General features: G+C 67.0%; 15 protein-coding genes and 2 tRNA genes. 10 read left to right on the top strand and 7 right to left on the bottom strand.

Translation table 11 applies throughout. The features are described 5' to 3' along the window. Positions 1–12 precede the first annotated feature (12 nt). From MKK62_RS08165 to pknB, 5 genes are read left to right on the top strand one after another with little or no spacing between them, the layout of a single operon-like run. Complete coding sequence (locus tag MKK62_RS08165) at positions 13–1,482, top strand: PP2C family protein-serine/threonine phosphatase (protein WP_240261553.1); 1,470 nt, start codon at positions 13–15, stop codon at positions 1,480–1,482. Then, entirely contained in the window at positions 1,479–2,888 is a 1,410-nt protein-coding gene (locus tag MKK62_RS08170) for an FtsW/RodA/SpoVE family cell cycle protein (RefSeq protein WP_240261552.1), read from the top strand. Before MKK62_RS08165 ends, MKK62_RS08170 begins: the two co-directional genes overlap by 4 nt. After that, the gene (gene pbpA, locus MKK62_RS08175) at positions 2,885–4,360 is read left to right on the top strand and encodes a D,D-transpeptidase PbpA (RefSeq protein ID WP_240261551.1); all 1,476 of its coding nucleotides are present in this window, start codon (positions 2,885–2,887) and stop codon (positions 4,358–4,360) included. The genes MKK62_RS08170 and pbpA overlap by 4 nt, the downstream gene beginning before the upstream one ends. Beyond that, positions 4,357–5,667, top strand: a complete 1,311-nt coding sequence (locus MKK62_RS08180; RefSeq protein WP_434085040.1) for a serine/threonine-protein kinase — start codon at positions 4,357–4,359, stop codon at positions 5,665–5,667. The genes pbpA and MKK62_RS08180 overlap by 4 nt, the downstream gene beginning before the upstream one ends. Further along, positions 5,664–7,544 (top strand): Stk1 family PASTA domain-containing Ser/Thr kinase, encoded by a 1,881-nt coding sequence (gene pknB / locus MKK62_RS08185; protein ID WP_240261550.1) that lies wholly within the window; start codon positions 5,664–5,666, stop codon positions 7,542–7,544. The genes MKK62_RS08180 and pknB overlap by 4 nt, the downstream gene beginning before the upstream one ends. Here the strand turns inward: pknB and MKK62_RS08190 are convergent. Next, a complete protein-coding gene (locus MKK62_RS08190) occupies positions 7,522–8,181 on the bottom strand; it encodes an aminodeoxychorismate/anthranilate synthase component II (protein ID WP_240261549.1) in 660 nt (219 codons plus the stop codon). The genes pknB and MKK62_RS08190 overlap by 23 nt on opposite strands. Before the next feature lie 35 nt (positions 8,182–8,216). Next, complete coding sequence (locus MKK62_RS08195) at positions 8,217–8,996, bottom strand: DUF881 domain-containing protein (RefSeq protein WP_240261548.1); 780 nt, start codon at positions 8,994–8,996, stop codon at positions 8,217–8,219. Positions 8,997–9,085: 89 nt separating this feature from the next. On the opposite strand from MKK62_RS08195, the gene crgA reads away from it, so the two are divergent. Together crgA and MKK62_RS08205 are read left to right on the top strand one after the other, a co-directional pair. Continuing rightward, a complete protein-coding gene (gene crgA, locus MKK62_RS08200) occupies positions 9,086–9,367 on the top strand; it encodes a cell division protein CrgA (RefSeq protein WP_240261547.1) in 282 nt (93 codons plus the stop codon). Positions 9,368–9,511: 144 nt separating this feature from the next. Then, the gene (locus MKK62_RS08205; protein ID WP_240261546.1) at positions 9,512–9,928 is read left to right on the top strand and encodes a PH domain-containing protein; all 417 of its coding nucleotides are present in this window, start codon (positions 9,512–9,514) and stop codon (positions 9,926–9,928) included. Positions 9,929–10,000: 72 nt separating this feature from the next. On the opposite strand, the gene MKK62_RS08210 is transcribed toward MKK62_RS08205, so the two are convergent. Further along, positions 10,001–10,549, bottom strand: coding sequence for a peptidylprolyl isomerase (locus MKK62_RS08210; RefSeq protein ID WP_240261545.1), 549 nt, complete (start codon positions 10,547–10,549; stop codon positions 10,001–10,003). 78 nt (positions 10,550–10,627) lie between these two features. Between MKK62_RS08210 and cwsA the strand changes: the two genes are divergently transcribed. The 3 genes from cwsA (at position 10,628) to MKK62_RS08225 (ending at position 11,650) form a co-directional block, all read left to right on the top strand. Beyond that, complete coding sequence (cwsA, locus tag MKK62_RS08215; RefSeq protein ID WP_240261544.1) at positions 10,628–11,047, top strand: cell wall synthesis protein CwsA; 420 nt, start codon at positions 10,628–10,630, stop codon at positions 11,045–11,047. A gap of 32 nt (positions 11,048–11,079) precedes the next feature. Further along, complete coding sequence (locus tag MKK62_RS08220) at positions 11,080–11,280, top strand: hypothetical protein (RefSeq protein ID WP_240261543.1); 201 nt, start codon at positions 11,080–11,082, stop codon at positions 11,278–11,280. Between the two features lie 115 nt (positions 11,281–11,395). After that, positions 11,396–11,650, top strand: a complete 255-nt coding sequence (locus MKK62_RS08225) for a hypothetical protein (RefSeq protein ID WP_240261542.1) — start codon at positions 11,396–11,398, stop codon at positions 11,648–11,650. Positions 11,651–11,659: 9 nt separating this feature from the next. Here MKK62_RS08225 and MKK62_RS08230 read toward each other — a convergent pair. From MKK62_RS08230 to MKK62_RS08245, 4 genes are all read right to left on the bottom strand, one after another. Then, positions 11,660–11,732: transfer RNA gene (locus MKK62_RS08230), tRNA-Ala, on the bottom strand. Continuing rightward, entirely contained in the window at positions 11,723–11,854 is a 132-nt protein-coding gene (locus MKK62_RS08235; protein ID WP_260060474.1) for a hypothetical protein, read from the bottom strand. Before MKK62_RS08235 ends, MKK62_RS08230 begins: the two co-directional genes overlap by 10 nt. 26 nt (positions 11,855–11,880) lie before the next feature. Continuing rightward, positions 11,881–11,954: transfer RNA gene (locus tag MKK62_RS08240), tRNA-Ile, on the bottom strand. Between the two features lie 58 nt (positions 11,955–12,012). Continuing rightward, complete coding sequence (locus tag MKK62_RS08245) at positions 12,013–12,771, bottom strand: DUF3566 domain-containing protein (RefSeq protein WP_240261541.1); 759 nt, start codon at positions 12,769–12,771, stop codon at positions 12,013–12,015. Positions 12,772–12,823 lie beyond the last annotated feature (52 nt).

Raw genomic sequence — 12,823 nt, forward strand, 5'->3', positions numbered from 1 at the left:
GGAGCGGCGCCCGTGACACTGGTGTTGCGCTACGCGGCGCGCAGCGATGTCGGCTTGGTTCGATCCAACAACGAAGACTCGGTGTACGCCGGCGCGCGCCTGCTGGCGCTCGCAGACGGCATGGGCGGGCACGCCGCCGGTGAAGTCGCGTCGCAGCTGGTCATTGCCGCCCTCGCTCACCTCGACGACGACGAGCCCGGCGGTGATCTGCTGGCCAGCCTCGACTCCGCCGTGCACTCCGGGAACTCGGCGATCGCCGCGCAGGTCGAAATGGAGCCCGATCTCGAGGGAATGGGCACCACGCTCACGGCAATCTTGTTCGCCGGCAACCGGATTGGAATGGTGCACATCGGCGACTCGCGGGGCTACCTGCTACGCGACGGCGAGCTCACCCAGATCACCAAGGACGACACCTTCGTCCAGACCCTGGTCGACGAAGGCCGGATCACCAAAGAAGAGGCGCACAGCCATCCGCAGCGGTCGTTGATCATGCGTGCGCTCACCGGTCACGAGGTCGAGCCCACCCTTACGATGCGCGAAGTCCGGCTCGGCGACCGTTATCTGCTTTGCTCCGACGGGCTTTCCGACCCGGTGAGCGACGAGACCATCCTGGAGGCACTCAAGATCCCGGACGTCACCGAGAGCGCCGATCGGCTGATCGAGCTCGCGTTGCGCGGCGGCGGGCCGGACAACGTCACCGTGGTGGTCGCCGACGTCGTCGACGTCGACTACGGACCCACCCAGCCGATCATCGCGGGTGCGGTGTCCGGCGACTCTGACGTGCACGACCAGCTGACCCGGCCCAACACATCGGCCGGCCGCGCATCGGCTCTCACGCCACGCAAAGAGGTCACCAAACGTGTTCCGCCGCAAATAGATTCGGCTCCACCGGCCCGTCGGTCACGACGCCGGATGCTGATCGGGCTGGTGCTGGGGGTGCTGCTGGTGCTTGCCGCGCTGGCGATCGGCCGGACGGTGGTCCGCAGTTACTACTACGTCGCCGACTACGCCGGCGCGGTCTCGATCATGCAGGGCATCCAGGTATCCATCCTGGGTGTGCCGCTGCATCACCCGTATTCGCAGGGCTGCCTCAACAGCGGCAACCAGCTGTCGGTGATCCCCGTCGGCACGGCCGCGGCCAACCACGACTGCCGGCTGATGAAGCCCTCCGACCTGGCCGAGTCGGCAAGGGCGCAGGTGGCGGCTGGGCTTCCCGTCGGCACGCTGGAGCAGGCCAACGCGCAGCTGCGCCGGCTGGCCACCGAGTCACTGCTGCCGCTGTGTCCGCTAGCCCGCGCGCAGACACCGACCCCGACCCCGTCGCCCACACCGACGTCTGCACCCAGCGCGGAAACCTCAGTCCCGCAAGAACCCTCGGCTGCCCAGTCGCCGGCACCGTTGACGGTGCCTCCCTCTCCGACTGTCACAGCGTTGTCGCCGCCGCCACCCCAGCCGGGCACCGACTGCCGGACTCCGGAATGACGACGCAGCCGCAGGCGCCCGTCACTGTCACACCTCCGTTGCCGAACCGGCGCAATGCCGAGCTGGCGCTGTTGTGCTTCGCGACCGTGATCACCGCCGCGGCGTTTGCGATCGTGCAAGCCAACCAGGAACGCGCACTCAACTGGCAGTTGCTGAACTACGCCGTCGGCTTCCTGGTTGTGTTCACGCTGGCGCACCTGGCGATCAGACGCTATGCGCCATATGCAGATCCGCTGTTATTGCCCATCGTGGCGTTGCTCAACGGGCTTGGCCTGGTGATGATCCACCGGCTCGATCTGGACGAGCGGCTGGCAGAGGGCAGCGGCCGCGCGGTCACGAACCCGCAGATCCTGTGGACGCTCTTCGGCGTGGGTGCCTTTGCGGCCGTGTTGATTTCGCTGAAGGACCACCGCCAGCTCGCGCGTTACGGCTACGTGAGCGGACTGACCGGACTGGTCATGCTGGCCATCCCGGCGCTGCTGCCGAGTTCATTGTCCGAGCAGAACGGCGCGAAGATCTGGATTCGGTTGCCCGGGTTCTCGATTCAGCCCGCCGAGTTCTCCAAAATCCTGCTGCTGATCTTCTTTTCGGCGGTCTTGGTGGCCAAGCGCGGCCTATTCACCAGCGCAGGCAAACACGTGCTGGGGATGGACCTGCCGCGACCACGCGATCTCGCTCCGCTGCTCGGCGCGTGGATGGCGTCGATCGCCGTCATGGTGTTCGAAAAAGACTTGGGCACTTCGCTTTTACTGTACGCGTCGTTTCTCGTGGTGGTCTATCTGGCTACCCAACGGTTCAGCTGGGTGGTGATCGGGTTGGCGCTGTTCGTGTTGGGCAGCGTGATCGCGTACTTCGCTTTCGCTCATGTCCGCGTCCGCGTCCAGACCTGGCTGGACCCGTTCGCCGACCCTGACGGCGCCGGCTATCAGATCGTGCAGTCGCTGTTCAGCTTCGCCACCGGGGGAGTGTTCGGGACCGGCCTGGGCAACGGTCAGCCCGACACGGTGCCCGCTGCGGCAACGGATTTCATCACCGCGGCCTTCGGTGAAGAGCTCGGGCTGGTGGGGCTGGCCGGTCTGCTGATGCTGTACACCATCGTGATCGTGCGCGGGATGCGGACCGCGATCGCGGTGCGTGACAGTTTCGGCAAGCTGCTCGCGGCGGGGTTGGCCTCGACACTGGCCATTCAGTTGTTCATCGTCGTCGGGGGAGTCACGAATCTGATCCCGCTGACCGGACTGACCACACCGTGGCTGTCCTACGGTGGCTCGTCGTTGGTGGCCAACTACATACTGTTGGCGATCCTGGTGCGCATCTCCCACGCTGCGCGGCGCCCGTTTCGCACCAAGCCGCGGAACACCTCGCCGATCGCCGGGGCGCACACCGAGGTGATCGAGAAAGTATGAACACCTCGCTACGCCGGATATCGATGAGCGTGATGGCGCTGATCGTGCTGCTGCTGTTCAACGCCACACTCACCCAAGTCTTTACCGCCGACGGGCTGCGGTCCGACCCGCGCAACCAGCGGGTACTGCTCGACGAGTACTCCCGGCAGCGCGGCCAAATCACCGCCGGCGGCCAACTATTGGCGTATTCGGTGGCCACCGACAGCCGCTTCCGGTTCCTGCGGGTGTATCCCAATGCCGCGGTGTACGCGCCGGTCACCGGTTTCTATTCGCTGCGCTATTCCAGCTCTGGACTCGAGCGCGCCGAGGACCCGCTGCTCAACGGGTCCGACCAGCGGCTGTTCGGCCGTCGGCTGGCCGACTTCTTCACCGGCCGCGATCCCCGCGGCGGCACGGTGGACACCACCATCAGCCCACGCATTCAGCAGGCCGGGTGGGACGCGATGCAGCAGGGCTGCAACGGACCGTGCCGCGGCGCGGTCGTCGCGCTCGAGCCGTCGACCGGGAAGATCCTGGCGATGGTGTCGTCGCCGTCGTTCGACGCCAACCTGCTTGCCTCGCACGATCCCGAGCAACAGGCCAGGACGTGGCAGCAGCTGCGCGATGATCCTCACTCGCCGTTGATCAATCGCGCGATCTCCCAGACGTACCCGCCCGGGTCGACGTTCAAAGTGATCACCACCGCCGCCGCGCTGCAGAACGGCGCGACCGAGGATGACGAATTGACCGCCGCGGCGTCGATCCCGCTGCCGGACAGCACCGCCAGCCTGGAGAATTACGGCGGCCAACCGTGCGTCAACGCCGACACCGTCACGCTGCGAGAGGCGTTCGCCCGTTCTTGCAACACCGCGTTCGTGCAACTGGGCCTGCTCACCGGGACCGACGCGCTTCGCGGCATGGCGAGATCGTTCGGGTTCGACACGGTCCCCGAGCCGACGCCGCTGCAGGTCGCCGAGTCGACCGTCGGGCCCATCAGTGACGCCGCGGCCCTCGGCATGTCGAGTATCGGACAGAAGGATGTCGCGCTGACGCCGCTGGAGAATGCAGAGGTTGCGGCTACCATCGCCAATGCCGGCGTCGCCATGCAGCCCTATCTGGTCGACAGCCTGAAGGGCCCAGACCTGGCCAACATTGACACCACCGCGCCGCATCAACAGCGCCGTGCGGTGTCCCCGCAGGTCGCGGCTAAGCTAACGGAGTTGATGATCGGCGCCGAGAATGTGACTCAGCAGAAAGGGGCGATCCCCGGCGTGCAGATCGCATCCAAGACCGGTACCGCGGAACACGGCACCGACCCACGCCACACACCACCGCACGCGTGGTACATCGCCTTCGCGCCCGCGAAAGCCCCTAAAGTGGCGGTCGCGGTGCTGGTGGAAGATGGCGCCGATCGGTTGTCGGCGACCGGCGGCGCTCTCGCCGCACCAATCGGGCGCGCCGTCATCGAGGCCGCGCTGCAGGGAGGACCATGAGCCCGCGAGTAGGTGTGACGCTGTCCGGACGCTACCGGCTGCAGCGCCTGATCGCCACCGGCGGGATGGGCCAGGTGTGGGAGGCGGTCGACAGTCGGCTGGGCCGCCGCGTCGCCGTGAAGGTGCTCAAGTCCGAGTTCTCCCAGGACTCCGAGTTCATCGAGCGCTTCCGGGTCGAGGCCCGCACGACGGCGATGCTCAACCACCCTGGGATCGCGCAGGTTCATGACTACGGCGAGACGCAGATGGACGGTGAGGGCCGCACTGCCTACCTGGTCATGGAGTTGGTCAACGGTGAGCCGCTGAATTCGGTGCTCAAGCGGACCGGACGGTTGTCGCTGCGACACACCCTGGACATGCTCGAGCAGACCGGTCGCGCACTGCAGGTCGCACACGCCGCCGGTTTGGTGCATCGCGACGTCAAGCCCGGCAACATCCTGATCACGCCGACCGGCCAGGTCAAGATCACCGACTTCGGTATCGCCAAGGCCGTCGACGCCGCACCGGTGACGCAGACGGGCATGGTGATGGGCACCGCCCAGTACATCGCACCCGAACAGGCGCTGGGCCACGACGCCAGTCCCGCGAGTGACGTGTACGCGCTGGGAGTCGTTGGTTACGAAGCGGTTTCGGGAAAGCGGCCGTTCACCGGGGACGGCGCTCTGACGGTCGCGATGAAGCACATCAAGGAGCCGCCGCCGCCGCTGCCCGCCGATCTGCCGCCCAACGTGCGCGAGCTGATCGAGATCACCCTGGTGAAAAACCCCGGCATGCGTTACCGCAGCGGAGGACCGTTCGCCGATGCAGTCGCGGCCGTGCGCGCCGGACGCCGACCGCCGCGGCCCAACCAGGCCGCCGGTAGCGGACGGGCCACGCCGGCATCCATCCCGTCGGGATCTCAGACCCGCGCCGCCGCCGCTGCCACTACCCGTGCGCCCGCGGCCCGTCGAACGCGTCCGACCACCGGGGGCCACCGTCCGCCGCCACCGAGGCGGACCTTCTCGTCCGGTCAGCGCGCGCTGCTGTGGGCCGCCGGTGTCCTGGGCGCGTTGGCCATCATCATCGCGATCCTCATCGTGCTGAACTCGCACAAGGACGATTCGCAGCAGCAACCTTCCGCGCCCACCGTGACCGACACTGGAGCACCCCCCAGCAAGTCCGAATCGGCGCCCGCACATCCAACTAATTGGACGTACGGGGGGGCTACGGGTCATCCTGGAGGGCAATGCACGCTGCCCATATCCAGGCGGGCGTCCCCGCTGAAGTTCCCGAGCGCGGTGGCGTCCCAACACGAGAAAACGCAATGACGACGCCGCAGCACCTGTCCGACCGCTACGAGCTCGGCGAGATCCTCGGCTTCGGTGGCATGTCCGAGGTCCATCTGGCCCGCGATGTCCGGCTTCACCGCGACGTAGCGGTGAAAGTGCTGCGCGCCGACCTGGCCCGCGACCCGAGTTTTTATCTGCGTTTCCGCCGCGAGGCGCAGAACGCCGCGGCGCTCAACCATCCCGCGATCGTGGCGGTCTACGACACCGGCGAGGCGGAGACTGCAAGCGGCCCCCTGCCGTACATCGTGATGGAGTACGTCAACGGTGTGACGTTGCGTGACATCGTGCACACCGACGGCCCGATGACGCCCACCCGAGCCATCGAGGTGATCGCGGACGCCTGTCAGGCACTGAACTTCTCGCACCAGCACGGCATCATCCACCGCGACGTCAAGCCCGCCAACATCATGATCAGCACCACGAACGCGGTGAAGGTGATGGACTTCGGCATCGCGCGGGCCCTGTCCGACAGCGGCAACAGCGTCACGCAGACCGCCGCGGTCATCGGTACCGCTCAATATCTCTCACCCGAGCAGGCCCGCGGCGACACCGTCGACGCCCGCTCCGACGTCTACTCGCTGGGTTGCGTGCTCTACGAAATGCTCACCGGCGAGCCACCTTTCGTCGGTGACTCGCCGGTCGCGGTCGCCTACCAGCACGTGCGCGAGGATCCCGTACCCCCGTCGCAGCGCCACGAGGGCATCTCAGCCGACCTGGACGCCGTCGTCCTCAAGGCGCTGGCCAAGAACCCCGAGAACCGCTACCAGACCGCCGCCGAGATGCGCGCAGACCTGGTGCGAGTGCACAACGGCGAGCCGCCCGAGGCACCCAAGGTTCTGACCGAGGCCGAGCGTTCATCGCTGATGGCAGCGCCGCACTCATCGGATTCGGTAGGGACGCAGACCAACCCGTTGCCGCGTCAGCAGCTCGACTTCGCCCGCCCGCGCGGTCCCGGTTCGGTGAGCCGCTGGGTGATCGCGGTCGCGGCCCTGGCGGTATTGACCGTCGTCGTCACCATTCTGATCAACACCGTCGGCGGCGGTATGCGCAACGTGCAGATCCCCGACGTCCGTAATGAGGCGTCGGCCGATGCGATCGCCGCCCTGCAGAACCACGGCTTCAAGACGCGGACTCAGCAAAAGCCTGACTCGACCGTCCCGCCCGACCATGTCATCGGCACCGACCCCGGTGCGAACACCAAAGTCGGTGCGGGCGAGCTGATTACAGTCAACGTGTCGACCGGCCCGGAACAGCGTGAGGTGCCCGACGTCTCGTCGCTGAGTTACGCGGCGGCCGTCAAGAAGCTCAAGGCAGCCGGATTCGGCAAATTCAAACAGGTCAACTCGCCGTCAACGCCCGAAACCAAAGACAAGGTGATCGGCACCAACCCGCCCGCCAACCAGACCTCGGCGATCACCAACGAGATCGCGGTCATCGTCGGATCCGGTCCAGCAAGCAAGCAGGTTCCCGATGTCGCGGGGCAGGCCGCTGACGAGGCGCAGAAGAACCTGACCGTGTACGGCTTTTCGAAGTTCGCTCAGGCTTCGGTCGACAGCCCGCGGCCGGCAGGTTCCGTAATCGGCACGAATCCACCTGCGGGAGCTGACGTCCCGGTCGACACAGTGATCGAGTTGCAGGTCTCCAAGGGCAACCAGTTCGTGATGCCCGACGTGACCGGAATGTTCTGGACCGACGCCGAACCGCGGCTACGCGCGCTGGGTTGGACCGGGGTGCTCGACCGGGGTCCTGACGTGGACGCCGGCGGCTCGCAGCACAACCGGGTCGTCTACCAGAGCCCGAGCGCGGGTCAAGGCGCCAACAAAGACGGCAGCATCACGCTGAAGTTCGGTCAATAGCCAAGCTGTCGACCAGCTCTCGTTCCAGCCGGCTCACCAGGCTGTCGTCACGAGCCTGCCCGCAGTCGGCCAGCCAGTTGGCCAGCATCCGGTGACCGCCCTCGGTGAGGATGGACTCCGGATGGAACTGGACGCCGTGGATCGGCAGTTCACGGTGCCGGACACCCATGATCACACCGCTCTCGGTGTGGGCGGTCACGGCTAGTTCGGCGGGCAGCGTTTCGGGCATGATCGTCAGCGAGTGATACCTGGTCGCCGTGAAGGGATCCGGAAGCCCTTGCAGCACACCGGTGTTCGTGTGGTGGACGCGGCTGGTCTTGCCGTGCAACAGCTCGGGGGCGCGGTCGACCGTGGCGCCGAACGCTACCCCGATGGCCTGGTGTCCGAGGCAGACGCCGAGCAGCGGCGTGCCCGACGCAGCGCAGGCCCGCACCAGCTCGATCGATGCGCCTGCGCGCTCGGGGGTACCCGGGCCAGGACTCAGCAGGATGCCGTCGACGGCGGCCGCGGTCGCCGCGGAGTCGGCCAGGCGAGGATCGTCGTTGCGCCACACCGTCGCCTCGACGCCCAGCTGGCCCAGATACTGGACCAGGTTGAAGACGAAGCTGTCGTAATTGTCGACGACCAAGATCTGCATTGAGCCAGGTTACCGGTGGGCGGGAATCCAGCGCTTCAGTACATGATGGGGCCGGCGGCCTGCGCGAAGTGCATCCGCACCGGCTCCGTGTAGCCAGCCACACGGGCATCGGCCACCGCGTGCTCGGTGTAGCCGAGGCCGAACCGCACTACGTACTGCTTGTACAGCGTCACGAGGGGAGCGGCGGCCAACGCCGCCTGCATGGCGGTGGCGTCTCCGATCGCGGTGACCGTGTACGGCGGGCTGTAGGTACGGCCGTTGAGCAGGAGTGTGTTGCCCACGCAGCGCGCCACCGACGTGGCGATGATGCGCTGGTCCTGCATCTGGATGGCTTCGGCGCCGCCGCTCCACAGCGCGTTGAGGACGGCCTGGATGTCCTGTTGGTGCACGACGAGGTCGTCGGGGGAGGCGTCGCGCGGGAACCGGCCTTCGGCGTCGCGCTGTGCGTCGTTGAGCGTGACGCTCAATCCCGGCCCGTGCAGGGACTCCAGCCCCGCGTCGCCGGCCAGCTGGGCCGCGCGCCGGCGCATCGCCGCGAGGGCGGTGTCGGCGGAGCGGCCGTGCGAAGAGTCAATGGTGTGGGCAAGCCGGTCCCGCTCGGTGCTCAGCCGGCCGATCGCGGCTTGCTCGTCGCGCACTAGATCGACCAGCCGGGGTGCGTCGCTGCGCCGGATTTCACCGCCGCGGGAAACCCCGTGGGTGGCTCCGAGCAGCAGACCGGCCAGGAGGCATACCACCGGTACGCCCACACGCCACAGGGAGCGCGGCCCTCGCTCCTCGCCGCGATCGCGGGACAGCCATGCGATGCGTGCCATCGGCTCTCCGTTCGCTGCTGGTTGGTGCGTTACGCTCGTCGTTGCACCTGCACCGCCTACCGTAGCTCCGAGTTATACCCGAGGTAGAAATGCCCAAGTCCAAAGTTCGCAAGAAGACCGACTTCACGGTAAGCGCGGTGAGCCGCACCCCGGTCAAGGTCAAGGCCGGACCGTCCAGCGTGTGGTTCGTCGTGCTGTTCTGCGGCCTGATGCTGTTCGGGTTGATCTGGCTGATGGTGTTCCAGTTGGCGGCGACGGGCCCGGACGCGCCCTCGGTGCTGAATTGGATGGCCAACCTTGGTCCGTGGAACTACGCCGTCGCGTTTGCTTTCATGATCAGCGGCCTGTTGCTCACGATGCGGTGGCGGTAGGCCGGCCGGCGATCTTGATGCGCCTGGTCTGAGCCCGCGTCAGCAACGGGTGAGAGCCTGGATCACACGCGTGTTATTCATCCCCATTGTGCATAGCGCTTGTGGATAACCTCATAGGTAGTGCTAGACGGCCCTAGGAGTCGTGTGCAGCAAACTCAATGGGCGCCCTCCGCCGCTGGAACCGCTGCTTGTGGACTTGCCGGAGTTGTGATGGCTATCACTTCTGTGACCGTCGTCACAGATGCGCCCGGGCGGTTTTTGCTGGCCGTATCCGGGGCCGGATTGATCTTGTTTGCGGGCGGAACGTGGCGCGCCCGGCCAAAGCTGGCAATCACCGGCGACGGCTTGCGGGTCGGCGGCTGGATCAGGCCGCAGTACCTGCGACGACCCGACATCAAGATCATCCGGATCACTGAGTTTCGCCGGATCGGTCGCAGGAGCCGGTTGCTCGAGATCGACGCGAACGACGGCCGGCTGTTCGTCTTCTCCCGCTGGGACCTCGGAACCGACCCGCTGGACGTGCTCGACGCGCTGACCGCGAGCGGCTACGCCGGTTCCTGATCGTCGCGAAACGGAAGCCAGGGTCGTAGATCGGCGACGATCACAGCCCTGGCTTCTGTTTGACGCAAAACGTCAGGAGATGGTGATCGATTCGATGACGACTGGCTCGGTCGGACGGTCGCCGGGACCGGTGGCCGTGGTGGCGATGGCGTCCACCACCTGCTGGGAGTCGCCGTCGACGACCTCGCCGAAGATGGTGTGCTTGCGGTTGAGGTGCGGCGTCTTGCCGACTGTGATGAAGAACTGGGAGCCGTTGGTTCCTGGGCCGGCGTTGGCCATGGCCAGCAGGTAGGGCTTGTCGAACTGCAACTCGGGGTGGAACTCGTCAGCGAACTTGTAGCCCGGCCCGCCGCGGCCGGTGCCGGTGGGGTCGCCGCCCTGGATCATGAAGCCGCTGATCACTCGGTGAAAGACCGCGCCGTCGTAGAACGGGCCCGAGCTACCACCGGAGGCATTCTCGGTCGAGTACTCCTTGGTGCCCTGAGCCAAGCCCACGAAATTGGCGACGGTCTTGGGGGCGTGATTGCCGAACAGCGCAATCTTGATGTCGCCTCGGTTGGTGTGCAGTGTGGCAGTGGCGGTCTGAATCGGGCTGGTAGTCACGGGATCACAGTCTGCCACTACGGTCCGTTCCGCCGGACAGCCGGTGCCGGTAGCCTTTCGAGCGAAATCCCAAGGCGGTCTAGCGAAAGGCGAGAAATGGGCGCTAAGAACTCTCTGACCCCGCGGGAGCGGCTGAGCCGCGGTCTCCAGTACACCGCGGTCGGACCCGTCGACGTGACGCGCGGCCTGGTGGCCCTCGGCGCCCACTCCGCCCAATCCGGAGCGTCCAGCCTCCGCCGCCGCTATCAGGAGGGCCGGTTGGCCCGCGACGTCCAGCGCGCCCAGGAGGCGTTGGCGCGCGAGCTGGCGGCCGCCCAGGAGGTCGTCACCGGACTGCCCGAAGCGCTGGGCAAGGCCCGCCGCTCGCAGCGCCGTAAGCCGCGGCCCTGGGTGCTGGCCGGCACCGCCGTCGCGGTATTGGCGGTCGGGGGAGCGGCGTTCTCCATTATCCGTCGCTCGACGCAGCCGGAGCCGTCGCCGCTGCCGCCCAGCGTCGACGTCGACCACCGGCCCTGACCTTGGGCTGGCACCGCTATGAAGGCCGGGCGTTGGCAGACCTCGCGCTGACCGGCGAGGCCCGCGACACCGAGCTCGAGGCCTACATCCGGTTGGACCACTCGGAGCTGTGCGATGTCCGGCTGGAGAGTGCGGTCGAGACCCCTGATTTCGAGCAGTCTCGGCGGTGGTACGCGGTGACGTACCTCGCTGACGACGGGCAAGGCGCGGGTGCGGCGGCTCCTACCAGCTGACATCGGACGCGGTTGAGGTTTGTGCCGGCCTGCGACTGGCTACGCCGAATCCCAAGGAGCGGACGTCTATCGGCAAGGCAGCGAGCACCCGCCCGATTGCTGATGGAGGACCGAAATGACGTATTCAGCGCAGCGCGCAGTCGCGGCACTGGCACTGACCCTGCTCGCCGGGTCACCTCTGACGGGAGCGACACCGGCTCATGCGGACCCGGACGAACCCTGCCAGAACTGCGATTCGGGGACTGTCCCGCCGCAGCCGGGCGACCTACCCGGTGCGCCGGTCATCGGCGGAGGTCAACACTCGGTCGGCGGAGGCGGCAAGATGGGGCAAGCCCCACCGCCCAAGCCGCCAGCGCCCGTCAACCCGTGACGGAGATTGTGGAGCCTAGGAGATTCGAACTCCTGACATCTGCCTTGCAAAGGCAGCGCTCTACCAACTGAGCTAAGGCCCCTGAGGATCCGGGTGCCGGCCATCGGTCTGGTCGGCGGCCACATGCCACACCTCGACGCTGCTGCGAGACCGGATCACGACCGCCAGCACCGCGATCGCTGCCAGCGGCAACACCAGTCTCACGAAACGTCTTGGCGAACACATGGTTGTGGGCCTAGGAGGACTCGAACCTCCGACCTCTTCGTTATCAGCGAAGCGCTCTAACCGCCTGAGCTATAGGCCCGTACACGCACACGGACGAGCGACGAGATTACCGCACCCGAGGGCCTGCGCCCAAAACGCTAGTCGCGGTCGGCCAGCGTCACCTCGACACCGCCGATCAAGTCGGTGGTCAAGTTGTAGATGAATGCGCCGATCGTCGCCGCGGCGGTGAGCAGAACGATGTTCACCAGACCGATCAACACGGCCCCACCGAAGATGGTGCCGGCCGACACCAATTCGGCGCTGCCGCTGGTGTTGTTCAACAGGTCGCCGACGTTGCTGTTGAGCTTGCTCCACACACCCATGCCGCCCAGCACCAAATAGAGGAACGCGACGGCGATCATCCAGACGAAGAACAGCGCCACCGACAGCACCAGTGACACCTTCAAGGTGCTCCATGGGTCGACCCGCCGGATCTGCATGCTGGCCCGCAGCGGGCCCGGCGTCCGCGACGACGACACTTGGATGCGGCGGTCCGGACGCGGCGGCGCGGTCATGCCGTCGTCCGTCCGCTCGGCTGGCTTCCGTTGTCCCGCACGGGGAATCGGGCCGGACAGGTCGGGCAGTTCACTGGCGTAAGCATCGGTTTCCCGGCTCTCGTTGGACGGGGCGGCCGGTGCCGGCTCTGCCTCGGATGGTGGGGTCTTGGCCGCGCCCGGCGCGGCGGTGCCCGAGATGAACCGGTTCAGCCGCGCATCGGCGTTGGATGCCGCACGGCCGGGCTGCCGCTGCTGCACTGGCCGGGCGGGCGGCCGCTGGCGGGGCGCCGCAGCCGTGTTCGGCGTCCCGTTCGGGCTGTCGCCCGGTCCGGAATGACCCGGCTCGTTCGGTGACGTCACCCGCAGCTCCTAACCATGCACCCTGCCATCGCCTACGCCTCGGCCCAGCCTA

Origin of the sequence: Mycobacterium paraterrae (genome assembly GCF_022430545.2) — a bacterium.
In the GTDB taxonomy this organism is placed as follows: domain Bacteria; phylum Actinomycetota; class Actinomycetes; order Mycobacteriales; family Mycobacteriaceae; genus Mycobacterium; species Mycobacterium paraterrae.